The sequence below is a fragment of the Pseudoclavibacter sp. AY1F1 genome (assembly GCF_002931075.1).
Lineage (GTDB): Bacteria > Actinomycetota > Actinomycetes > Actinomycetales > Microbacteriaceae > Pseudoclavibacter.
In genome coordinates this window covers 1-24,247 of the sequence record NZ_PSTQ01000001.1, presented here as the reverse complement: position 1 = coordinate 24,247, position 24,247 = coordinate 1, and the positions used below count along the sequence as shown (strand labels likewise).

At 65.1% G+C, this 24,247-nt stretch carries 17 protein-coding genes; 4 read left to right on the top strand and 13 right to left on the bottom strand.

Annotated features, from left to right (window positions below; all coding sequences use genetic code 11):
• Positions 1-39: 39 nt before the first annotated feature.
• Complete coding sequence (locus C5B85_RS00085) at positions 40-1,812, bottom strand: hypothetical protein (protein WP_104284055.1); 1,773 nt, start codon at positions 1,810-1,812, stop codon at positions 40-42.
• Positions 1,809-2,345, bottom strand: a complete 537-nt coding sequence (locus tag C5B85_RS19035; protein ID WP_181064201.1) for a hypothetical protein — start codon at positions 2,343-2,345, stop codon at positions 1,809-1,811. The genes C5B85_RS00085 and C5B85_RS19035 overlap by 4 nt, the downstream gene beginning before the upstream one ends.
• Positions 2,346-2,473: 128 nt before the next feature.
• Between C5B85_RS19035 and C5B85_RS00075 the strand changes: the two genes are divergently transcribed.
• A complete protein-coding gene (locus C5B85_RS00075; protein WP_104284054.1) occupies positions 2,474-2,890 on the top strand; it encodes a hypothetical protein in 417 nt (138 codons plus the stop codon).
• A 397-nt stretch (positions 2,891-3,287) separates the two neighbouring features.
• On the opposite strand, the gene C5B85_RS00070 is transcribed toward C5B85_RS00075, so the two are convergent.
• The 3 genes from C5B85_RS00070 to C5B85_RS00060 all read right to left on the bottom strand — a co-directional run bounded on the left by C5B85_RS00070 (position 3,288) and on the right by C5B85_RS00060 (position 5,811).
• A complete protein-coding gene (locus C5B85_RS00070) occupies positions 3,288-3,887 on the bottom strand; it encodes an RloB family protein (RefSeq protein ID WP_104284053.1) in 600 nt (199 codons plus the stop codon).
• On the bottom strand, positions 3,887-5,248 hold the full coding sequence (locus C5B85_RS00065; protein ID WP_104284052.1) for an ATP/GTP-binding protein: 1,362 nt from the start codon (positions 5,246-5,248) through the stop codon (positions 3,887-3,889). Before C5B85_RS00065 ends, C5B85_RS00070 begins: the two co-directional genes overlap by 1 nt.
• A gap of 383 nt (positions 5,249-5,631) precedes the next feature.
• On the bottom strand, positions 5,632-5,811 hold the full coding sequence (locus C5B85_RS00060; RefSeq protein WP_104284051.1) for a hypothetical protein: 180 nt from the start codon (positions 5,809-5,811) through the stop codon (positions 5,632-5,634).
• Between the two features lie 368 nt (positions 5,812-6,179).
• On the opposite strand from C5B85_RS00060, the gene C5B85_RS00055 reads away from it, so the two are divergent.
• Both C5B85_RS00055 and C5B85_RS19030 read left to right on the top strand, forming a co-directional pair.
• Positions 6,180-9,413: an AAA family ATPase gene (locus C5B85_RS00055; protein WP_181064199.1), complete on the top strand. Its 3,234-nt coding sequence runs from the start codon at positions 6,180-6,182 to the stop codon at positions 9,411-9,413.
• Positions 9,414-10,920: 1,507 nt separating this feature from the next.
• A complete protein-coding gene (locus tag C5B85_RS19030) occupies positions 10,921-11,406 on the top strand; it encodes a hypothetical protein (protein WP_181064198.1) in 486 nt (161 codons plus the stop codon).
• A 220-nt stretch (positions 11,407-11,626) separates the two neighbouring features.
• Here the strand turns inward: C5B85_RS19030 and C5B85_RS19025 are convergent, their stop codons facing one another.
• Positions 11,627-11,767, bottom strand: a complete 141-nt coding sequence (locus C5B85_RS19025; protein WP_181064197.1) for a hypothetical protein — start codon at positions 11,765-11,767, stop codon at positions 11,627-11,629.
• Between the two features lie 1,238 nt (positions 11,768-13,005).
• Here C5B85_RS19025 and C5B85_RS00040 point away from each other — a divergent pair.
• On the top strand, positions 13,006-13,758 hold the full coding sequence (locus C5B85_RS00040) for an AraC family transcriptional regulator (RefSeq protein ID WP_146077780.1): 753 nt from the start codon (positions 13,006-13,008) through the stop codon (positions 13,756-13,758).
• Positions 13,759-13,946: 188 nt separating this feature from the next.
• Here C5B85_RS00040 and C5B85_RS00035 read toward each other — a convergent pair whose 3' ends face one another.
• From C5B85_RS00035 to C5B85_RS00005, 7 genes are all read right to left on the bottom strand, one after another.
• Positions 13,947-14,228 (bottom strand): hypothetical protein, encoded by a 282-nt coding sequence (locus C5B85_RS00035; RefSeq protein WP_104284047.1) that lies wholly within the window; start codon positions 14,226-14,228, stop codon positions 13,947-13,949.
• The gene (locus C5B85_RS00030) at positions 14,225-14,593 is read right to left on the bottom strand and encodes a hypothetical protein (protein WP_104284046.1); all 369 of its coding nucleotides are present in this window, start codon (positions 14,591-14,593) and stop codon (positions 14,225-14,227) included. Before C5B85_RS00030 ends, C5B85_RS00035 begins: the two co-directional genes overlap by 4 nt.
• 587 nt (positions 14,594-15,180) lie before the next feature.
• A complete protein-coding gene (locus C5B85_RS00025) occupies positions 15,181-16,026 on the bottom strand; it encodes a hypothetical protein (protein ID WP_146077779.1) in 846 nt (281 codons plus the stop codon).
• A gap of 138 nt (positions 16,027-16,164) precedes the next feature.
• The gene (locus C5B85_RS00020; protein ID WP_104284044.1) at positions 16,165-17,289 is read right to left on the bottom strand and encodes a hypothetical protein; all 1,125 of its coding nucleotides are present in this window, start codon (positions 17,287-17,289) and stop codon (positions 16,165-16,167) included.
• An 11-nt stretch (positions 17,290-17,300) separates the two neighbouring features.
• On the bottom strand, positions 17,301-18,560 hold the full coding sequence (locus C5B85_RS00015; RefSeq protein WP_104284043.1) for a hypothetical protein: 1,260 nt from the start codon (positions 18,558-18,560) through the stop codon (positions 17,301-17,303).
• 11 nt (positions 18,561-18,571) lie between these two features.
• Positions 18,572-23,335: a helicase gene (locus tag C5B85_RS00010; protein WP_146077778.1), complete on the bottom strand. Its 4,764-nt coding sequence runs from the start codon at positions 23,333-23,335 to the stop codon at positions 18,572-18,574.
• Positions 23,336-23,508: 173 nt separating this feature from the next.
• Positions 23,509-24,247, bottom strand: a 739-nt coding sequence (locus C5B85_RS00005) for a hypothetical protein (protein WP_219819314.1), incomplete at its 5' end; no start/stop codon positions are given.

Sequence of the window (24,247 nt, the reverse complement as noted above, 5' to 3'; positions counted from 1 at the left end):
CATCGCGCAGCTCAGGCAGCGGCTGCTACCTGGTGTGGGCTACTCCGCGATCTGCTCGGTGGTCTTGAGCTCACGCTTTGCGCGGACGCGCTGCGTGATCAGGAGGGCCACGGCGGCTGCGAGGAGCACGCCTGCGGTGCCGAGTCCGAGCGGGAGCATGCCGTCAGCACCCGTCGTTGCCAGCGGAGGCGTTGCTACCGGAGGAGTCGACGGCGCAGGAGGCGTCGTCGCTGCTGGCGGCGTGGTCGGCACGGGCGGGAGCGGGTTCACGACGGTGGTCTCGTTCGGAGCTCCACAGTCGCCCTTGCCGATGACCTTGCCGGACGGGTCGCGCAGCGTCTCGATCCAGTTGAGGTTACCGACCGTAGCCGTCACGTACTCCTCCGAGGTGTACTCGCCAGCCTTGGAGATCTCGATGGGCGAGCCCTTGGTGTCGAACACCTTGTTGGCGTCCTCGCAGACGAGCTTTTCGCCGGTCTTCTGGATGAAGGCCTCGAACGTGATGGTCGAGCCCTTCTTGACCTCGCCGGTCACGATTGCGACGTCGTGCGCCTTGTCGCCCACGGTCACGGACGGGATGGCCTTGGTGGTGATGGTCGGGAGGGGCTTGACGACGGTGGTTTCGTTCGGAGTTCCGCACTCACCCTTGCCGATGACCTTGCCGGACGGGTCGCGCAGCGTCTCGATCCAGTTGAGGTTGCCGACCTCCTTGGTCGTGTACTTGCCGGACGTGTACTCACCGGCCTTGGAGATCTCGATGGGCGAGTTCTTCGTGTCGAACACCTTGTTGGTGTCGTCGCAGACGAGCTTTTCGCCCTTCTTCTGGATGAACGCTTCGAACGTGATCTTCGAGCCAGCCTGGACTTCGCCCTTCACGATCGCGACGTCGTGCGCGTCGTCACCAACCGTGACCGAGGCGATGGCCTTGGTCGTGATCGTCGGGACGGGCGGCAGCGGCACATCTACGCGCGCCTGACCCGAGAACTCCCATGGGAACTCCTTGGGCCCTGCACCGAGGAGCGTCTTCTGTGCGTCGCCGCGGTCAGCGACGCCCCAGACGGAGACCTCTGCCGGGTAGCCCTTGACGGTGCCCGCAACTGTTCCGGAGAACGACGTGGATGCACCGGGAGCGGCGACAGGTGCCGTGTACTTATACGTCTCGCCCAGGTTGACCGTCTTGCTCGAGCTGCCGTCCTCGAACGTTGCACCGGTAAGGGTCAGCGTGCCGGAGGAAGCGCCGGTCGCCTTGGCGGTGACCGTGCCGGTCGCGGGCGTCGAGCCCTCAACGAACTCAACTGATCCTTCGACGGGTGCGGTCGCTGCGGTGACCGCTGCGGATGCGTCGGTGATGTTGTTGAAGTACTGCTCGACCGTGGTTCCGGCGTCGCCCATGAGGGAGGTGTACCCGGTCACGCCACCCTTGGAGGCGAACGTTCCGGGGTCGATGGCCGACCAGATGAACAGCTGCGCGGCAGCTGCGGAGTAGTCATCGGTGTTCGCGAACTGGTCGATGGCCCAGTTCACCTGAGCGAGCGTGTCGCCGGAAGCCTGCTTCCAGGTCGAGACGGTCTCTTCCTGCACGCTCTCGCCAACGCCTGGCCAGACCTCGTTCTCTTCCTCACCACAGAGCACGTACTCGCCGCTCTCGGTCAGGTAAGAGCCGATGTGCCCGCGGTCCCCGGCGCGGATGCCGTGGCCGTGAGTTGCCGCCTGTGCGGCTGGTGCGGATGCGACGAGGAGACCTGCCGCGATTGCGACGGCTCCTGTCCCCGCGAGAATGGCACGCATACGTGCGCCGATGTTGACTGTCATGCTTCCCTCCGAGCTGAACGAACAAGTTTGGTGGTGACACCCGCGGCAACCGCGAGCAGTCCGGCGAGACCGACGCCCGTGAGGGTGTCGTCGCTGCCGGTCTTTGCGAGCGACGCCGATCCCGACGTGTCCGCGGTTTCGGAGCTGGACGACGAATCCGTGTCATCGCTCCAGGTGCCCTCCTCGGGCTGTCCTGCAGGAGCAGCCTGCTCAGGAACCGCGAGGATGGGCGATGACCCGGTCCCGCTGCCTCCGGGCACGCTGGGCGTCGCCGGCTCGACGGGATCTGTCGTCTCAACTGGATCCGTGGTCTCGACCGGGTCCGTGGATGGCTCAGGGTCGGTGGTCTCGCCTGGGTCGGTGGTCTCGATGGGTTGCGGGTTGTCTGTGCCCAGGTCGGGTGCGTCGATGGTGATGCTGGATTCGGGCGGTGATTCTGATGCGGTGGCGTGTGCCACGGGGGCGGTCAGTATGAGCAGACCTGCCCCACAGACGGCGGCCGCGGCCGCGGCCAGCCCTCCTGTAGACGGCATGTGCATCCTCTCGATTAGCGAACATGTTCACCACCCATTGACGAGAAGCCGACCGTTTGCGCACGAAATGCGCACGAATTCAGGAAGTTCCATTCACGAATGTCCGTGGTCGCCGCTAGCGTGCGGACATGCCTTGGATCCGCTACCCGTTCCGTATCAGCGCTGTCCTGTTCAACCCGTTCGCGTGGATGCCCGCCATCCTCATCACAGCCCTGTGGCTGTGCACCTTCTGGCTCGGCCAGTCCCTCATCGCGACGTTCGTCTTGTCACGGTTCTGGGCGAACGAGTACATCCAGAGCCCCGGAACGATGGCGTTCTCGGAGAGCCTGTGGTGGTGGATGGGGATCATCACTCTCAATTGGGTGCTGCTCATCGCTTGGCTTGTGCGTCGACATGATGGGTCGGCCAGGATCCGTCGTCAGTGGCGTCGCAGCATGCCGATCGCACGCCCCGAACGAGAGTGGGCGGAGTTCGCGCGCGAGCAACGCGACCGTGGGGTCTCTTGGGACACGCAAGGTCTTGAACGAGCTCACCCCAGCTCTTAGCGCGTAGGGCACGGTTCCCGAGAGCCAGCCTGCGGCTGGGTTGCCGCGCGATCGCTCTCCGCTGCGCTCCGAGCGATCCCACGCCTCCAAGGGGAGGCTGCCTGACTGTCCGAGGTGGTGATGTTCCCGGAGCGGTAGTCACCGTGCGCTCGAGTTTTCGAGGTGGTGGGGGGAAGCCAAAGTCTAGCTCAGCGAGAATCAGGCATAGGTCCGTTTATGAGGATGAAAGCGAGCCAGTCATGAATGCGTCGGTACTACTAGAGATCCGCGTAGAGGGTGACGCAGATGTGATTCGCGCGATGCACATCGAATCGATATGGACTGGATCGCGGATTACCACGTCCTGGCATGTCCAAAAATCCTCGCAAAAATCAGCCCATGCGATTCGAACGCTGGCTTAGCCTTTCATCAGGTCGATGAGCAGTGGCATCGCTGATGAGGGATTGGGGCCGATCCGGCGCGACGCGAGATCTGGGTCGACTTGTCTCGCGATGCGGCAAGCTTGATCCACGCCTTCGAAGGGAAACTTGGGAAGCAGGCGCTTGTCGTTGGCGAGTTCGAGCCGAATCATGAGCGCGTCGAGCTGGCGAGTACTCAGGACGGAGCGCTTGTCTTCCTTGTGCCATCTGAGCCAAACCTCAAACTTGAGGTTGCAGATGTACATTTCTATCGACTCCCGCTCAGCGAGCTCGCACGCGGCCGCTAATGTCTGGTGTTCGTCGACATCTACGAGACAGACGTGGTGATCGTAGGCTTTGCCTGAATCTGAGAACTCTTCTTTGAGCTTGATGCATTTCCGAACGACGGTCAACGGGTCGCGTCCCACGGGGACCGTTTTGACATGAGTTGTAGTGTTCGGGCTTCGCAGGTGTGAAGCTAGCTGCTCCAAATACTCGGGTTCGGTGGCCGTACCCTCCGTGACCACGAGGATGCGTTGAACGTCGGTCCTGCCAGGTCGGGGCTTGCGCTGGGTTGAGCCACCTCGTTGACGTGGCATCACGCGTCCGTAGAGTTTTGCGTCACGAGCCGGGTGAAGACAGACGGAGAGAGCCTTGGCGTTCCGCCGTAGCGCCCGGTCAGGTAGCGCCGAGCCACGTTGGCGTCTGAGTGCCGCGGGAAATCTGCGAGGCAAGACAGCTCCGTTGCGCCGTCAGCGCTCTTGTCCGTGAACCAAACCTGTTCGGGCTCGAGGTTTGTCTCACTCAGTGGGGAGAGTACGTAAGATTCATGGCTCGTGAAGATGATCTGTGCGTGCTTGATGTTGATACGGGGATCCGCGAACGCACCCAAGAGGAGATCCAAGAGGTGAGGGTGCAGGCTTGCGTCGATCTCGTCGACGCACAAGACGCCGCCCTGCCGGAGTGTCTCCAGAGCGGGAACGGCGATGGCGAGCCAAGCGATGGTTCCGTCGCTCTCCTCGCTGATCGAGAACGGTCGGCTGTCTGGGTCGCTTCCTCGATGCTTGAAGACCAAGCTCCGGATAACGGCCTCTGATTCTTCCTCATCGAGGTCAGCGGACTGGTCCTCGTCTTCTGGGGCAACTGCATTCTCATCGGCTGCGGAGCCGTTGCGGTCCCGCATGAGCTTCGCGATCGCCTTCGAAAGCTCCCGAACGTCGAAGGGGTACTCGCGCTCTTCGAGTCCGATCTTCGTGACTCCGATGTCGGCGACTTGGAGAAGCGCCTCCAGGTCAGCGAAGGTGATCCCGCCATCCCCGAGGGACTCGGCGATGCTCCGCAGCCGTCCCTCGCGATGCGTGGTTGACACAAGGACGAAGTCCAGGTGCTCGATCAGGTCCGCCGCGATTTCGAAGAGTTTGGGAAGGCGGAGCACGTGTGCGCGGCTAAGGGCCAGTTCGCGGTCTGACACTCCTCCGAGACCCTTGATGGTGCTGTGAGTTCGGACGTCCCTCCCGCCGTCGCCTTCGTCGCGAGTGCGGACCAAAAGCGTGCGTCGCCGAGTAGTGGGGATGTCTTGCAACGACTCCCGGACGATGCCTCGGGCGTCCACTTCGAAGAAGTAGAAGTGTCGCCGACCCTCGTGGACGAAATCGAGTTCGTAGGTACTGGACGACGTCTTCGCAGTGCCATTCAAAGCGAATGGCAGGCGCGGCATTTGTGGCTCGTCTTGCCACTGAGTGGAGGTGTACCGGATGGCGGTCTGCACATACTTCAGCGCATCCAGCAAGGCGGACTTCCCCGTTGCGTTCCCGCCGAAGATCCCCGCGACCGGGTAGGCAGCGCTCGCCCAGTCCCCATCCTTGGGCTGCAGAGTTCGGAACGACGGCTTGACGAGGTCCAGCGTGAGCTGATCTCGAATGCTCCTGTGGTTGCGCACGGTGAAGCTCAGAAGGATCATGGCGTCACGATAGCAGTCTGAGCGGTGCAATTTGGACGATTTTCGCGCACAGCGAGTCCCTAAGGGTCAACAGCCGCTCCAAGACAACAGCTGGCTACGAACGAACGCCGCCCTGAACTCTGCCTACAGGCATGCGCACCGCCGCATGGGTGCTACTCGTCCGACGTGAAAACGCTTGCGCCCGACTATCCGCATGACCGGCCGTAGCTGAGCGGGTCGCGTGTGGCCGTGGCCGGACACTGGCGGTGCTTTATCGAGTGTCCGGCCACAGCTCTTGGCCCGGTCAGCGACCGGTCCCGGTCAGTCCTCGGTCCTGTGAGCGCGTCCGACCTCGTTGCCGGACATGTCCAGTGTCCGCCTGATCGGTTTCCGGTCAGCGTTGTCTAGCGGCGGACCGACCGGAGGTCGAGGGTGGACAGGTATCCCTTGAGCTCGAGAAGCTCCCCTGCGGCCGTGTCCGGGTATCTCGTGAACCAGGCGACGAGCGCCTGATGTTCCTCGGCTGCCCACTGCTGGTCGAGCTTGCGGAGCTCGTTCGCTGCGGTGCGGTTCGTGCGTGTCACGACTGACCTCTCCTCGCCGGGCCGCATTGCCGCGCCCGACGGTATTCCCGGGTCGGCGCTGGGCGTTCCCGGAGGACGAGCCCTGCGCTCTCCCTCCCCTCCTATGCGTCGACTCGGTCGGAACGCGTCACCGACGCCCGAACCGCCTCGATTCACGTCGAGACATGAACGGTCAAAGTCACGCGGAGAGGACACCAGGAAGCAAGAGCAGCGAACGAATGGGAACGACGAGAGAGAACGAGGAACGACGAAATCAGGGAGGAAGGAGTGAAGAGGACGAGGGAACTAGGAGGAGGGAAGGTGACGGACACGAAGAGAGAAGGGATGTAGGGCACGCAGGCACTTTTAGTGTGGGCTACGCTCAGTGCGTGCGCGGCGGAGTAGCGAGATGGAAGCGGGGCGTCGCAGGCCATGGCCTGCGAGCCGCGGTCCACTACGCCTTCGACGGCGTCTGCGACGGCGCTCGAGCCGATCGGCTCGCGTCGGTCGACGCCGCGATCGGGTATGCCCACGCGGGATCGACCGTGACCCGCTTCACCGCCACCGAAGCGGGCATCGCCGCCGACGAGCTGGGCGTGGAGCAGCTGAAAGCGTGGGTCGCGGGCAGCGACCCGGCCACGGGCGTGCACCGCGGCTACCAGATGCAGGGCCCAGATGCGGATCTGCTGTTCGATGCGACCGTGAACGCACCGAAAACGCTGTCGCTCGCGGCACTGCTGGACCCGGAGATCGCTGCCGCGTTCGACGCTCTGCAGGAGCGGATCCGCTATCGCACGATCGACATGTGGCGCACGGAGCTGAACTCGCGCCGCGGCGCGCAAGGCCGCATCAGCATGGACCTCGCGCAGATCGAGGTCGTCGAGCTGAAGCACGCCCGCTCCCGCTCCCTCGACCCGCACGCCCACACCCACATGTGGTTGAACGCCCGTGTCCTCGGCCAGGATGGCCGCTGGTCAAACCTCGACTCCCGGACAATGCTGCGCTTTCAAACCCTTGTCAACGCCGAAGGCCAGCTGGCCGCGGCCACGGACACCGAATGGGTGGCCACGCTCGCGGCCAAGGGCTTCACGATCGACCCGGCCACGGGTGAGATCTCGCAGCTCCAGCATCTTGTCCGGGCGTTCTCGAAGCGGTCAAACCAGATCGAAGCGGCCAAGGCCCGCTTCCTGGCCGAGTGGCAGGCTGACCACCCCGGACAGGAGCCGACGGTCAATGACGAGATGGCCATTGATCGGCGCGCGTGGGCGGTCGGACGTCCCGAGAAGCCGGACATGGTGTCCGAGGAGGATTGGGCGGACAGTGTCCGCCGCGAGCTCACTGACCTCGACCCGGCCCTGCTGAAGCAGGGGAAGCCGGTCACTCCCCCGGTCACTGACCGGGCTGTCCGCGTGTCCGGGGCGGACATTGACCGCGTGGCCAGGCTGGCCATCGCGGACGCCGACTCCCGGTCCACCTCGTCAAGTGGCCGGTTCTCGGACTTCACGCTGCGCGCGGGCGCGGTCCGCGCGGTCGCTCGCGTCGTGTCCACCGGCGATCGCGACGTGCTCGCGTCCGCGGTGGACGCTGCCCTCGACCGGGCACGCGGCCACTACCTGATCGATTTGGCAGCGGACACCATCGACGTGCCGGGTGGGGTTGGCCGGTACATGCTGGCCGAAACCGCCGCGCTGAAGCGCGACGTCGATGAGGGCATGCGGGCGCAGGCGAAGCGCGGGAAGAACGTGGCGACGCACCTCATCGCCCAGCTCGCCAGCAACACGAAGATCGGCGGCGAGCACGGCCTGGACGAGCAGCAGACCGCGGCAGCGTGCGCGATCGCTGGTTCGTCGCGCCTGGTCACGGTCATCGGCCCCGCGGGTGCGGGCAAGACGACCATGCTGAAGGTGGCCAGGGCGTCCCTGTCCGGCCAGGGCCGGAAGGTGCTCATCGTCGCGCCGACGAAGAAGGCGTCGTCCGTGGCCGGACGCGAGACGGGAGCTGACGCGACCAGCCTGCACGCGCTGCTGTTCCAGTACGGGTTCCGGTGGAGCGCGGACAAAGACACGGGACGGCCAGTCTGGCAGCGCCTGGCCATCGGCCAGAAAGACCCCATGTCCAAAGACGGCCACGCCTACCGGGGACCGAAGGACAGCGCCGTCGTTGGCCGGAAGACGCGCATCGTCGTGGACGAGGCGGGCATGGTCGACCTCCACACCATGCACGCGCTGCTCCAGGTGACTGCCGAGACGGGCGCCGGGATCGCGCTCGTCGGGGATCCCGCCCAGGTGAACCCGGTCGGCCACACCGGGGCGATGGCGCTCGGCCAGCGCTACGCGGACACGCACGTCGATCTCGAATCCGTGCACCGCTTCCGCACCGGAGACGGCGAGACGGACACGGCCTACGCGGACCTGACGCTGCGCATGCGGTCAGGCGACGGGCCGGACGCGGTGGCGCACGAGCTCGTGACCACAGGTCACGTCCGGACAGCGGCCAACATGACCGAGCTGCACGCGGCCATGCGTGACCGCTACCTAGAGTTGGCCGGACACAAGGACCGGGCCGCGTTGTGTGTGGCCACGAACGAGGAAGCGGTCACCCTCAACGACCTCATCCAAGAAGAACGCATCGTCCGCGGACAGGTAACCGGCAAGGTCCTGTCCAGCACCACGGACGGGTCGGTCATCTACGCGGGCGACGTCGTGCAAACCCGGCAGAACGACAGCGACCAGAACGTAGAGAACCGTCAGGTGTGGACCGTCCGCAAGAAGACACTGTCCGGGAAGCTGCTCCTCGAGTCCGTCGATCAGAAGGGACTCACCACCACGGTCGACGCGGACTACGCGGCCGACAAGCTCGCCCTCGCCTACGCATCCACGATCCACGGCATCCAGGGCGAAACCGTCCACGGCTCCATCGTCGGCCCCGGCGTCGACGCCGCCGGCCTCTACGTCGGGCTCACCCGCGGGAAACGCGTCAATGAAGCATTCCTCGTCGCGAGCGACGACGCCACCGCGGAACGGCAGCTCGTGGAGTCGCTGCGCCGCGGCGACCTCGAAGCCAACCTGCACGACAACTACCGGGCGCTGCACCGCGAGCTCGGGATCTCGGCCCGCGAAGGTGTCTTTGCGCCCGCGCCTTGGCAGCAGCGGCCCGCGGGGCACCTGCTCGACCTCGACGCCGCCGAGGCGCAGATCCTCCCGGCGCACACGCACGCGGAGCTGCAGGCCATCAAGGACACTGCCGACCGCCTCGAAGTCGAGCTGCGGCAGCTCCGTCAGACCCGCAACGACGCGAACGCAGACAAGCGCCGCTGCGAGGGACCGGAGTTTGCGGACATCGATGCCCTCCAGGTCCAGGTGAACGAAGCACGCGGGCTCGAACGTGAAGCGACGAAGGCCTCGATGCCAGCGCTACGCAGGCTCGACATGATCCACGCTGAACGCGTTACCCGTGAGCGTCTGATTGACGCGGGTACGTCGACCAGAGAGAACCAGGAACGTGCTCTGGAAACGCGACAACACCGAGGCGTTGGCGCGCGACCCGTCGATGTCCATGCCGCTCACGTCAACCGCGCGGTCTTGGACCAAGGGCCACGAGGGTCATCCGAACTCAAGACGTGAGTACTGGCCGCATGGGGGATCCAACTCCCCAGATACATGGTCACCAGCACTGACCCAGCTGGATCAGATCGAGGTCCAACAAAGCGCAGGATTCAGCGCTGGCCCGTTCTCCGCCCCGACGATCGAGCGGAGCCCCGAAAGCGCTTCGCCTTGAGACTGTTCCGTTCTATCTGCTCGCCGCACCTCACATATCCAGGGGCGGCGGGGAGCCATTACACGCGCCAGAGGCGCTTGCCGTCTGCTCACCTCGGGCTCCATCCGATCACGTCCGGACGCAGGGAACACGAGCGGTGTACTCCACGTTTGCACGCGGTCGAGGGAACGTTTGTGCCATGAGTGTCGCCAGCCTTTCAGGCGGTCCAACCACGCTGCTGCCCACTTCAAAGCGCCAGCCCGCGACCCCCAGGACCCCTGCCCTAGCAAATACAGCGACCGTTGACCCGATCCAGTCGATACCAAGACCTGCAGGAGCGACCGGATCGACTCAGACAATGAAATGCCCCTCGTGAAGGGGGAACCTTCCACGAGGGGCGGGACACAGCGAGCGATATCGCAACGGCTAAGCGTCGCGAGGAGAAGTCGTGAACTCCCCAGATGCACGACCGGCTGCTGGCCCGGGAACTAGAGAAACACATACCCCCGAGATCAGCGGCATTCGAGGCGGACCCTGGAACAGAGTTGTGAGAAGCCGGGACTTTTCGCCACAGCTGCCCCCGCTCAGATCGGGCATGACTCGTCTGCAAGGCACACAGCCGCGGCCGTCCGAAACTGGAGTTGTACCGATGAAGGGGCCGGTGTGGAATCGACCTCGCCCGTAGTCCGGCACCAGGGCAGCTCGACATCTCCGCCTCCGGCAAGAAGAGGCCGAAAAGGTGCGTATACGTCCCAGAATCGCCTATCCACGTACGCCTGCGACCTAGCTTGAATCGACGGCTTCCCGCGCAAGAACGCTGATTGATCGTTTTCGGATGGACCGCGCGGGCACGACTAGGATCCGAGGAGCAACATGCAGGAAGAGAACCACGAGCACACGAGTATCAGGAACTCGACGGCACGAGTTGGGCGCCGCACTCTCGTTACTGGGGCAGCATGGACTGTGCCAGTCATCGCAAGTGCTGTCAGCACTCCATTCGCTGCTGCCAGTACTTGCAACGAGCACGGATCGTTTGAGAACTCGACGCGCTCCACGGGCAACATCGCACGGACCGTCCAGATTCCAGGCTGCGTCACCAAGATCGACTACGCGCTAATTGGTGGTGGTGGTGGCGACGCCGGTGGCTATGCGGGAAGCGGCGCGATCATCAGAGGCACAATTACTCTCGTTGCATCCCCCACCCCGCACGTCCTCGAATACTGGGTGGGGGGCCGGGGTCAAGGTCGTGGAACCACGGGTGCAAGCGCGAGCAGTGGCTGGAGCTTCGGGGGAGCCGGCGGTCTGCGCTCGGGAGTTCGGGACGGAGGCGATGGGGGCGGCTCCAGCGCCATACGAATCGGATCGACCCTACTGGTGGTCGCTGGCGGTGGCGGCGGCGGCGCGAACGGCAGCGGCAGCGTCACGCCCACAGCCGCCGGTACCGGGGGTAGCGGACAGCTGAACGCTGGGGGCGGAACGGGTGGCCGCATCGGCAACCAGACCACGTCCGGCGGTCTCGGAGGAGGCGCGACCGGAGGAGTCGGAGGCCAGGTGTCGAGCAACGGCCAGAGCGGTCAGACCGGAGGTAACGCGCCCGCCGGTAACGGCGGCGTCGGTGGCTCCAACGGACAGTTTGCGGGTGGTGGCGGCGGCGGCGGCGGCGGTTACACCGGCGGCGGCGGCGGCTCAGCGTGGAGGCCAGATCCAGTCAACAACCCAGGCAACACTGTCGGGTCGGGCGGTGGTGCCGGGTCGAGCTTTATCAAGGGTGCGGCCACGCTACCTGGCGCAATCGGCACCTACTCGGCAACAGATTCCCTTCCGCCCTTGCCTGTGGCCACAGTGAAACTAACCTGGTAGCGGTTACCCCGGCCTACGGGGCTGGAATACGTGCGACGCGGGAAACTCGCGCGGATTCCAGCCCTGGGCACAGACCAGAGATGACAGAATCGCGACATCATCGTGTCGCTCACCCTGGCACCGTGTCGGATCTCCCCCCTCGCTCGGTGCAATCGGCCGATCGCACTCGTCGAGCGAGCCTCCAGTGAACGCCGTCATGGGATCTTCGCGTTCGCGTTGGCTACCAGGTCTCACCTGAAGTGGGCTGCGCGAAGAAGCCGAACCAGCGTGCAGCCTGATGCTCGAGCCACTTGGACGGTCCGAGATCTCCCACGGGAGCCACTACGACGCCGTACTCCGGGCGGCCCGTGGTCTTCGGCATTCTCCCCCGACATCCCGCAGAGGACCGGCCTTTGCTCGCTTCCCGTGTCAGAGAATCTCTTTTCGGACGGCGACGGTACATCTCGAGAAGCTTCCCGGCGCTTCGGACACGCAAACTTGGACAGAAGACGAGGACCATCGGCACACGCACGGCAAACTAACGCCACCTAACCGCCGCCCCCGACGCCCCGCCAGAGTAGGGCAGAAGCTCGACGAGAAGCCTAGCTATCCACGCCCGGATCTGTTACTCGACAACAACGCTGACTTCGTGAGTTCGAGGATCGAGATCTCCCAATGCTCGCGGCCATCTCCGACAGGCAGCACGACGTCGAACGAAGCCATCACGGTAGAAACCAGCGCTGCCCACTCTGAGGGCAGCACACTACCCTGATCTTCCTTCGTGATGGACTCAAGCGCAACGCCAGGGGATTCATGTCGCCACTGGACGAGCATCACTGCACTTTCGTTCCCCATAGTTGGCGACGTTCTTGACAGAAGCCGAAACCAGCTCCGGGGCCCAATGGAGCGACCGGCGTTGGTCCCGTCTCCAGCAACCACAATCCCGACGCCGTCATCCCACTTCGAATTCATCTTTACAGCTGAAGCTGAGGGCCCCACCCGGAGTTGAAGACTCAACACTGAGGTCTCAATCTCACGCATCCCCGGCGCGAAAATTGCCACGTCCGCAGACCAAGTCAGTCGGCCATGCGCAAAGAGCGGATACGGAATGATGACACCCAATCTTGAATAATGACCCCAGACAACCGCCCCCGGCGAGGCACGCCTGCAGCCAGCACACTACTGCTCACGAGCCCATCACGCCGCTAGGATTGCCATCTACGTGCAAATGTGGTACTGATCTGGGCCAAAACATCCAAAATCATTCAAAAATCTGCAGTTTTTTCCCAAAGAGGCCGCATCCAACTCGTCGATCAGCGAAGATTTCTCTGACAGCTGGGCGCTCCCCACGTCACGCGCTGCCTCTCCCCCCTCTCTGGTTTAGTTTCCATCTCCCCACCCCGAAGGAAGCTTGTGCGTTCCGAATTCAACACCATGCTCCAAGGCACTGAGGCCTTGGCATGGCTAGCCGACCAGGGATGGTCCGCGGAGCCCCTAAGCAAAGACGTTCGCGTATACGCCGACATCATCTGGTCACCAACGTTCACGCTGGGTCGCCTATGGAACTCCCCCATGAGACTTACTGTGAATCCCGGCGCCTGCGCGCCGGGACTCACCTTCATGACCTTCATTCTCACTGGAACTGTTCACTTGCAGTCTCGAATCCTGAGCCGAGTTCTGGCGCCTGGAGACTTCTACGTCCACGGTCCGGCCGATCCAGTCACAATCTCATCCGAAAAAAGCCACGCGCGTCTCTTTTTTGGCGTGCCGTCGGCGCGCTTCGCTGGAACGCGTTGGGAAGCGCTCATTTCCACTGCAGTATCGACCGCGGAAGGGGCATACTGGCCGATCCTGCAAGCTGGCGTGATGGCCTCGCTCAACGAACGGCCGAGCAGCGAAGGCCGCGAGGAGTCCTATAAATCTTGGAAAAAGGGCATAGAGCATCTCATCTTTGCCGCATCGAGCACACCGCTGCTGCCCATTTCCCCCAGTCAGGCGCGCCACCCGATGTTCGAGAGGGCAGCACAACTGATTTCCGCTAACGCCCGCGACCCAGATTTCTCGACAACAGAACTCGCCCTTGCCTTGAATTGTTCCAAGTCCCAGCTGCACCGAATCTTCGAGCACACCGGAGCCGCGGCGGGGACGAGGCTTCGCCAAACCAGACTGCAGATTGCGTTGGATTTGCTTGACGGTACTGCTTCCTCAGCCAGTGACATTCGTCGCGTGGCCCCCCTATCCGGTTTCCGTTCCGCAAGAGCTCTGCGCCGACTAATCAACGGGCCGGGATCTAAGGAATCCCTCCCCATGACCAGTCTCGCGACGGAAACCGTCGAAAGCAAGTCGAAAGAGGACTTCGAAATCACGGCTTGACCCCGAAGGGTTATCCGCTGATGATCCCGACATGAAAACGTGAAGGCTGAGCGTCTAGTCAGCACCGGATCCTTCTTACTCGCCGAGATGTGACTCGCTGTGAGAAAGCGGGCCGAAGCGACGTAAGTATTCAGGCCCCGTGCCCATGTTCAACTGGACCCAGTAGCGTTTCTGCACATTCATTCCTCCTACCAATACACGAATGCTCCCGCCTGGTCAGTCGCGGGCACGGGCGCCCGCGGCTCGTTCCGAAAACGAATGCCCGTCGACGCTTTGGCGAACCTGTGGAGATCGGGGCCTCTCGTCGCTTGCCGCAGCTCCTCTGCTCGCGCGAACGGAGTCCGGAGGACGTCGCTGAGGCGGCCTGACTCTGCCTCGTCTTGGCGGCGCAGTTTGTTGCCCATGGCGATGGAGCGGGCCGGCCCGTTGAGCTCGAACTGGAGGATGCCGTATCCGCGAGCGTTGTTCATCGTGTCCGCTCTGCCGCTTCTTGGTGCTCGATGCGGTTGTTGTTGTTGACGAGCGCGAGCCGGGAGAGGCTGGTGTTGTGCGCGTAGGCGCGGAACTCATCGGACAGTGCCTTCACGGCGGGGGTCACGGGCGCGACTTCCGGAATCCGAGAGACGAGGTAGGCGGCGAGGCCACCTCGCGCGCGTTCTTCCTGCAGAACGTGCGCGTACGTCGACCAGGGTGCGGTTTCAGGCAGGTCGAGGCTGCTGGAGAAGCGCACGAGACCGTAGAGGTCTGAACACTGATGTGCGTCGAGGTCGCGCAGGAGTCGCACGCTCGCGAGTTCCGACTGATAGGCAGCATCCAGCCAATCCGGCGTCTGCACCGGTGTCTCCCGCTTGCCGATCGCGTAGGAGCCCGGGCGAGACCCGAATGCGTTCGTGGGCGGCAGGGGAACACAAACAACGGTCGACGATCACCCAGCGGCACGAGACGTGGCGGTGCCACCCCGAACTTGCTGCGCTCTCCGACGACCTCTTCTCTAACGAGTGGGGGTTCAAACGGACACGCTCGCGGAACACCCGCGTACTGACCACGACCGCGTGTTCCTTGTCCGCACCGAAGACGTTGACGCGTACATGAAGCAATTCGCCCCCAACCACTGCGATGGGACAGCAGATCAGCCACGACACACAGCCACCTCGACTTCCTCACCTTTGGCACCGCAAAGGGCCTGACGCGAGAACGCATACTGATCCTTCCCACAGAGAAAATGCGGAAGCTACTGCAAAAGGGCGAACCGCTTGAGGAATTATCGGCAGCGAAGCTCTACGTCGGTGTAACCCGCGCTGAGCAGAGTGTCGCGTTCGTCCTCGACAGCGCCGGAGGGTGCGCGCATCCCTACTGGTCGCCGCCAAACGTCCGCACGGAACCAGCCCCGTCCGCCCCTTCGCCTGCTGCCGATACGCGGACTCAAGAGAGCGGCCGCCCCCGGAGCCAGGGCCTGTCTGACGATGGTTCGACCTCCGGAATGAGAGCCAGGGTCGGACAGAACTGCACGGCGGGCCAAGGTCTGGTTTCATCGTGCTCGGTTGGGGCGAACTCCACTCGCGGTGCGTCCCTCTCCGTGAAGTCCGCACCCGGTATGGGTGCAGCTTCTGGGATCTGGACTGCGTACTTCGCGTCCCTGGCAAGTTCTTCCTGCTCACGCCGTTCGGCGCGCTGCCATTGCCGGGCCTCCCGGGCCTCCCGGCGCGCGCTGCGCCGGAGCGCTCCCCAGACCCAGGACGGGAGGCGCGTGAGGACTTCGTTCACGTAGAGCACGTTGGAGTCTCCCCAGTGGTGTCCGTGACCGTATGCGCCTCGCACGAGGAGTACGTCTCCCCGCGTGGGCCATGCCTCCGCGAACCACGATGATGACTCGTCCCCGTCCACGTCCTTCACGGCGCAGCGCGAGCCCGTTGGGTACGCCCCGTCGAGGCGTCCCACCCGCACAAGCCTGGCATCCGAGGGGCAGAGCCGCATGACGGACTCGAGGTAGTCGAGTTTGGCTTCGTCGCTCGCGAAGTACCCCCACCGGGATCCGCCGCGCATCCACCACATCGCAATCTCGGTCACGACTGCACACACGAGCGCGGCCGCGCCGAATCCGGCGAGCCACCATCCAAGTGTGTCTCGCAGCACGTCGACCACGGTCCCACCGACCAGCCACGCCAGCAGGGCCAGGGCAGCGAGCAGCGTGCCCGCCATGACGGTGGCGCGTCCGCTCGCCCATCGCAGCGAAGACCATGTGATCAACGATGCCCCCTGAGTGTCCATGACGACACTGTAGGAGTCTGCACCGACATTCGCAGGCCATCGACAACGCGGCCCCGAAACCAGGGTGGTTTCGGGGCCGCGTGTAGTTGTGCGATCGCACTGGCGATCGCGCCGCCGGCGCATGCGCTCACACAACGACTACAACGACGCTCCTGCGTGTCCAGTAGCGGGTGCGGGCACGGGTGACCGCGCATCGCTTCGGAACCGAATGCCCGCCGACGCTTTAGCGAGCTTGTGGAGGTCGAGGCCTCTCGTCGCTTGCCTCAGCTCTTCTGCTCGAGCGAACGGCGTACGGAGAACGTCGCGGAGACGGTCCGATTCGGCCTCGTCTCCTCGCAGCAGCTTGGTACCCATGGCGATGGAGCGAGCGGGTCCGTTGAGCTCGAACTGAAGAATGCCGTATCCACGAGCGTTGTTCATCGTTTCCACCTGTGCCGCTTCTCGGCGCTCAATGCGTTCGTTGTTGTTGACGAGCGCGAGCCGCGAAAGGCTGGTGTTGTGCGCGTACGCGCGGAACTCGTCCGACAGCGCCTTCACGGTGGGGGTCACGGGCGCGACTTCCGGAATCCGAGAGACGAGGTAGGCGGCGAGGCTACCTCGCGCGCGTTCTTCCTGCAGGACGTGCGCGTACGTCGACCAGGGCGCGCTCTCGGTTCGGGCGAGGCCGCTCGAGAAGCGCACGAGTCCACCGAGGTCCGAGATCTGGTGCGTGTCGAGCGCGCTGAGGAGCCGCACGGAAGTGACCTCCGCCTGGTGGGCGGCGTCCAGCCAGTCGAGCGTCACGGCTTCCATTTCGCGTTTGCCAATCGCGTACGGGCCGGGACGAGCTCCGAATGTGTTCGCGGGCGGCAACGTTCGCAGGATCTGCTCGTTGTGCGTGAACTGTTCCAGGCGGAGCTCGTGGCGCAAGTGGAGCAGTTGCTCGGTGGGCATGCCTCCCTCGCGCTCGGACTGCCGTAACTGCGCGGGGAGCGCTGTGCGGGCCAGGTCGTGCCTCGGGTAGCGGGACTCGAGCCAGATGGGGACGGCGAGACGCAGTGCGCGGCGTCCAGCGCTGCGCTTCACGTCCTTGAGGTCTCCGGTCTGGCCTCGACGTGCCACGTATTCGACGGCGTGTGCGCGCATCTCTCGGGTGGCGCTCCACGCGACGTGGTGCAGGAAGTTCTCCTGGTCTTCGACGTCCTCGAATCCGTCGACGGCGGGGCCGTCGGTGAAGTAGCTGCGAACTGTGCGTCCGACCGCGGCGTTGGCTTTGGTGATCATGCGCGTCTCTCTCAGAGGCCTGGGGCGGCGACGGCCGCGGACGATGCTGGGCGCGGAATGCTTGCTGTCGCGTGGATGTCGTTGGGTCTGGCCGTGCTGCGCTCGTAGGCGTCGGCACGGAACACGTCACGCGCGTAGTCGACTGCAGCTCGTTCCCAGTATTCGTCCCGCTCGTCGTTGTCGAGGTGACCGTGGTGGTCCCCGAAGGCGGGCGTGTGCGGACGTTGACTGGGGGCCGTGAAGGTGTTCCCGTCGATTTCCTCCTTGATCGATTCCAGGAGTTTTGCTGTGGACAGTCGCTGGTGGTCAGCTCCCGGCGCGACGTGCTCGTACCGGATCAGGTCGCGAAGCTGCTCCACGCGCTCTGGGCGGATCGTTTGCAGCACGGACACGGCAGCTCGCGTTGCGGGATCCGCGTCGCGTTGGAAGGTCTGCACGGTGTATTGCACGAAGTCGTAGTCCAGGGTCGCGGCTGTTGTCGCCCGCAGCGCCTCCGGCATACGCTCGGCTATCTCTTGGCCTGGGTTTGCGAGGTTGTAGAGGTGGGTGCGGAGCCGGAAGCGGTCGCCTACCTCGTTGCGACCGGCGTACATCTCCGATTCACCGGCTTGCTCGAGTTCCGAGCGCACGAGCTGCGGCGGAGTCGATGGCGTCTCGAAGGTCCCTGCAGCGATCTCCTGCGTCATGACACGAACCGTCCCGGCCCACGTCGCGGACCCCCACGGCCCTTTCGCCCCGTCCGGGCCGAGGGCCGCTGTGATCAAGTCCTCCGTGTCGGCGAGGCTCTGCCCGTCGAGTTGCCGCAACTGCTGCAGTGCCGCTCGCTGCAGCTGGTGGTCCTGGTCGATCTGCTCCCGAGAGGTCGCGACCTCGCCGCTCACGAGGAACACGGGCTGGTTCGTGTCCCACCGGAACGTGTCGTAGGCCTCCATCGCGCGCAACCGCATCGGCGTCGGAACGCTGGTGATGGTGTCGGAGAGCGCGATGTAGAAGGTCTCGGCTTCCACGATGCCCTTGGCCTTCTCGAGCTCGGGTGGCGCGACGCGCGTCATGATGACGGGGAACACGACACGCTCGACGCGGGTACGCAGTTCGCGCGTGGGTCGCTCGAGGTTGTTCACCGCCACGAAGTCCACGTCGTCTCTCACCGCGTCAGCGATCTCTGCGGCGTACGTGTTGATGAGCTGCTTCGGATCGTTCGACCGCTTGAGGGCTGTGGGTGCGTGGGTGGTGAGGTACTGTTCGACCGCTTTGCGGTATCGACGGCTCATGAGGGTTCCTTTCAGATGGACGCGCCAGCGGGGCCGCTGACGGGTCTGGTGTGGGTGTGGTCGGCGTGGATGTCGACCGGGCGAGCGGGACGCTCTTCGGGAGTCTTGGGGCGGGCTGCTTCGCGGGCGAGTTCCTTGTTCAGGGCTTGGAACGCGGCCCACTTGTCGCGGAGCTCGTCAGCTCGGCGGAAGGGCAAGCCGATGCGTTCCTTGGCTTCTGTGGCGACTCGGTGCTTCTCGTCCCGGTCGAGGCGTCGCTCGGCCAGCCCTGCAGGGATCGCGGCAACGCGGTTCGCGAGACGGGTGACCGCGCCTTCCGGGCTCTGCAGGAACCGCTCCGCGTCGACGGAGACTTCGCTGCCGGGAACGTCCTGCAGCTCCAGGTACACGAGGCGTTGCCCGTAGTCGCGGCCCTGGGATGCGAGCACGGTCATACCGCTGAGCTCCCCCACGGCAGCGCGCGCGGATGACGCGCTGTATCCGCCACGTCCCTGTGGGATCCCGCCGCGATGGAAGAGCCGCACGAGTTGCTGCCCTGCCTCGGTGCGCTTCGAGAAGGTGCCTCGCCCGAGAGTCATGCTGAAGCGATCGCCGTCGAGCTCGCGCATGTGAGGCAAGGCTGCTTCCAACTGCTCGATCTCCCGCTCGAGCCGGGAGACGCGTGCTCGCGCGTTGTCGACAGTCATGCGCAGCGTTGCTTGGGATTGGGCGTGTGCTCGCTCGAGGCGGCGGAGCTTCGTCACGTCGGTGCGCAGTTGCGCGTGCTGCACGAGCTTCGGGTTCCCCGTGGCCAGCGCCTTCGCTTCGCCCGCTTCAAGCTCGGCGGTGCCGATGTCCTCGAGGTCTCGCACGCGAGCATCCCCACGCATGGCTTGCGCGATGAAGCGCCCCTTCTGCTCCTGCTTCTGCCACATGAACGCGTCGAAGGAGTGGGACGTCGCGTACCGGTAGTGCTGCACGACGTCGTTCTGGTTGCCCTGGCGCATGATGCGTCCGGCCCGCTGCTGCAGGTCGGATGGGCGCCAGGGGCAGTCGATGTCGTGGAGCGCGATCGCGCGGCGCTGCACGTTGGTGCCGACGCCCATCGTCTCCGTCGACCCGAACAGCACCGACACCTGCCCGTCGCGGGCAGCCTTGAAGAGTGCCGCCTTCTTGGCGCTGCCCTTCGCGTCCTGGACGAACGCGATCTCCGACCGGGGCACGCCCGCGGCCGCGAGCCGGTCGCGCATCTTCTCGTACACGGACCAGCCGCGGTCCTTGTTCGGCGTGCCCAGGTCCAGGAACACGATCTGCAGCGCACCCTTGTGCGCTGCCTCGTTCCCAGTGTCGGGATCCGCGTACGAGTTCCCGGCGTTGTCCTGGTAGATGCGGGCGATGTTCTCCACGGCGCGGTCGATCTTCGTCTCGGCCCCGTCGTCGGAGAGGCCCACGAGTTCCGCGTCCAGCGCGGCCTTGCGGCCGTCGGAGCTGATGCGGAGCATGTTGTCGCTCTTATCTGCACGGGTGAGCTTGTCGATGCGGACGCGCAGCTCCCCGATGTACTCCCGCACGGCGGGAGAGGCCGGGACGATCACCATCTCGGGGCGCGCCTGCCCCTTGCTGTTGAGCGCGAGCTCGGGAGTGGGGAGGTTCAGGTCCGCGGCGGTCTTGACGTCGCCAGCGACCCGCCAGAGGCGCAGCATTTCGGGCAGGTTCTTGAACCGACTCAGACGCGTTTTCGTCTTCATGCCACCCGCGACGTCGACTTCCATCTCCGTGTGCAGCTCCCCGAAGGTCGCCGCCCACGCCTCGAAGTCGTGCACGCCTGCTTCCTCGAGCAGGTCGGGGCGCAGGTAGCGCTGCATCGTGTACGCCTCGACCAGCGAGTTCGAGAGCGGCGTGGCCGTGGCCACGGTCGCGATACGGCCCGTCTCGCTGGTAGCGCGCAGCAGCTCCATCTTCATGTGCAGGTCGGTGGCGCGACCCGACACGGCGGGGATGTTCGCGCCCGTGAGTTTGCTGCCGATCGCGAGCCCCTTGAAGTCATGCATCTCATCGACCACTAGGTAGTCGATGCCCATCTGCTCGAACGTCGCGACACCGAGATCACGCACAAGCGGATCCTTCTTCGCGAGCTCCTGTTCGAGCTTGCTGCGGGCGTCTTCGGCTTCCTTGATCGTCATGGACCCGGACTCGACGGCACGGTCGAGGTAGGAAGACTGCACGGCGAGCTCGCGGCGGCTGTAGGTGTCTTCCCACTCGGGCGAGACGGGGATGCCCTTGAACGCGGTGCGGGTCATGATGATCGCGTCCCACGGGTTCGTGACCGCTCGCGCGACGAACTTGCGCCTGTTCTCCTTCGTCACGTCTCCCGACTCGGCGGCGAGGACGCGCGCTGACGGGTAGAGCTGGAGCCATTCGCGGGAGAACTGCTCGAGCATGTGGTTCGGCACCACGACGACGGGTTTGGTCACGAACCCGAGGCGGCGCAGCTCCATGGTGCCAATCACCATCTCGGCGGTCTTGCCAGCCCCGACCTCATGGAAGAGCCCGACCGTGGGCTCCGCGATCATGCGAGCGACCGCAGCCCGCTGATGCGGATGCGGTGTGAACGTCTCCGCCAAGCCAGGCAGCTGCAGCGCCTGCCCTTCTGTGGAGTAGTCCCGCAGCGCGATCGCGTTGAACCGCTCGTTGTAGATCGCCAGGAGCCGGGAAGCACGTTCCGGGTCATCGAACACCCAGTCCTGGAACTTCTCGCGGATCTCGTCGGCCTTCTCCAGTGCGGCTGCGGTCTCTTCTGGGTTCGGGATCTCGCGCCCGTCTGGGTCTCGGTCCGTGACTTTGATTTCGCTCATGTTGAGGAGCGAGCCGAAGAGCTTGCCGAACGGGCGACGAGCCGTGCCGTACTCGTCGGTGTTCGCGACACCGAACGTGGCTCCCGTGACGCGCCACTCGGAGGCCCCCAGTCGCTCCACACGCGCGTTCCGGTCATTGGAGTGCGCCTGCAGGAACTCCTGGAACGTTTCCGAGTCAATCCATGACGCCCCGACCTGCGGGTAGACGTCCTCAACGCCGAGCGGGGTTGGTTGCACGCGCTCAAGCGCCGCGACGTTGATCTGGAAGCGCGGCTCCCCCAACGCGGCAGCTCTCGCCTCACGCAGCTTGGTGCGGACGTTCCCGGACAGGTACTCCGCCCGGGGCTGCAGCACGTTGTCCGCGGGATCCTCAAACGCGAGGCCGTCGAGCTGCGAGCGCGCTGACTCCTCGCCGACGCCCAAAAGGCCGGCTATCGTCCCCACGTCGATGCGGCCATGCCGGTCAAGGCTTACGGCCACCGCGTCCGCGGGCGTGTCCACGCTCGTGACCACCGGACGCGGGGCGCGAACACGTCCAAGCAACAAGCCCGCGGGCGTGGCACGTTGTTCCTGCTCGTCGTAGTTCTCGAGCGCGAACACGAGCGCCGCTCCCGGGTCTTGCCGGAACGCGCGCGTCGCGGGAGGCGTCCGGCGCTGCACGCGCGGCTCACCCGTGTCCGGGTCGACGCTCTTGAGCTCGATGAGCTTGATGCGGTTCACTGGACCGTACGCGGCCAGGTGCGACTCGTACGTGGTCCGCAGCTCGGCGCGGAGCTCGGCCAGCTCCGCGGTGTCCTCCAGTGTTTCTGCTTCGAGGGTCACCAGCTCGCGGGACAGGTCCCGCATGGCCACGAGGCTGCGCACCTCGGTCAGCGCGCCCTTGGCCACTTTGACCGGGGCGAGGTGACCACCGGTCACCTCGAAGAATCGGCCATCCTGCTCAACGAGCGTGCCCTCCCACGTTCCTTCTGGGGCTGCGGTCAGATCGTCGGTCATGGCCGTGTCCGCGCTCATGTCCGCGTCCGGTGTCCGGGCGGTCATGCCGTGACCGGCCATGACCGCCGTCCGGGCGATGCCGGACAGCGCCTCCCGCAGCGGGGCCGCGTCCGACGCGTTCTCGGCCACGACTCGCAGCTCCGGGCCGAAGCGGCCGATGTCCGCGGACACGTGACCGAGGACGTGCTCGGGGTGCGCGTGGAAGTACCGGTTCATCACCACCGGCACGTCTCCCTCGGTGTCGATGTCGGCCACGGTCAGCCAGCGCGCGTCTCCGCGTTCGGTGCCCTCCTCGCGGCGGCGGAACACGAGCACGTCGGTGATGACGTCGGTCCCGGCCAACTCCTTGTGCGCTCGCTCGGGGAGGCGGACCGCGCCCACCAGGTCTCCGAGCTCATAGAGACGACGCCTGGCGGAATCGTCGGCGGCATCGAGCGTGTGGCGGCTCGTGAGCGCCACAACCATGCCACCCGGGCGGGTCAGGTGCAAGGACTTGGCGAGGAAGTGATTGTGCAGCGACAGCGCGCGGCCAGGATTGTGGAGCGCGTCGCGCAGCTTCACCTGGCCGAAGGGAACGTTGCCGATCGTCGCATCGAAGTAGCCATCAGGGAATCGCACATCCGCGAAACTCGCTGTGCGGATCTCTGCCTGCGGCTGCAGCAAGCGACTGATGAGCGCGGTGGTCGCATCGAGCTCCACGCCCGTCATGCGAACCCCGTCGGGCGCGGTGCCGATGAACGTGCCGAGCCCGGATCCAGGCTCGAGCACCCGCCCGTTGTCGAAGCCGAGCTCACGCAATCCATCCCACATGGCCGTCGTGAATTCCGGCGAGGTAAAGTGCGCATTCAAGGTCGTGCGACGCGCTTGCGCCCACGCATCTTGGCTGAGAAGCTCACGCAACTCCGTGTACTCATCGCCCCAGACCCCGTCGACGGGATTAAACACGCCTGGCACGGCACCCCAACCGGAGTACCGTGCCAGGAGCTGCTGCTCGGCTGGGGTCGCGGCCCGCTCTTCGTCCCGCAGCTGGAACGCGAGGCGGATCGCCGCGACGTTCGCCGCATACCGGGCTTTCGGCCCGGACGGGGCGAGTTGTGCCGACGACTCGACGCGGAAAACTACTGCTGAAGCGCTGCTTGCAGCGTCCCTCGGTGCAGCTCCTGCCGCACCGCGCTGAACAGTTCGCTCCAGTCGAGTTGATCCGGATCCGAGTCCGTCGCCCGGAAGAGCACCGGCTCGATCGCTGCCCACTGCTCCCAAGTCAGCGATCGCACGAACGCCGCGATCGGTGCCTGCTCCGCGAAGTACGCCTCCACTTCCGCCCACGTCTCCGCGGGTCGGCTCGAGTCGATCAGCGTCGGCGGCATCGGCACGCGCTCCAGATCCATCGGCGGAACGATCCACGCCGGTTCGGTCCCCCAGAACTTCCGCTCCGTCTCCAGCAGCCGCGCCAACAGCTCCGGCGTCGGCACCTGGCCCAGCGACCGCGGGAGCTGCCGGGAGTCCTCCCACAGCGGCCGCAGCGGCGGCTCCGTCGGCGGCTCGTCCCCGTCGTCCTCCGGATCCACCTCCGCTGGGTACGCCTCGTACAGCACCTGGTTCAGCGCGATCTCCTCCGCGGTCCGCTTCGCCTGGTTCCGCCGACCCACTTCCTGCAAGTAGTCCGGATTCGAAGACGTCTGCCCAAGCAACTGGTTCTCCGTCTGCTCGACCATCTCGCGGATCTGCGACGCGAGCTCCACGACCGTCTGCTCCCGATCCTCCATGACTGCCCACTCCTGTGGCGTCGCCCGCTGCAGGTAGCCCCGCACGTTCGACTCGTACCTGTGGCTCATCGTCCATCCCTCCCGTTTTGGC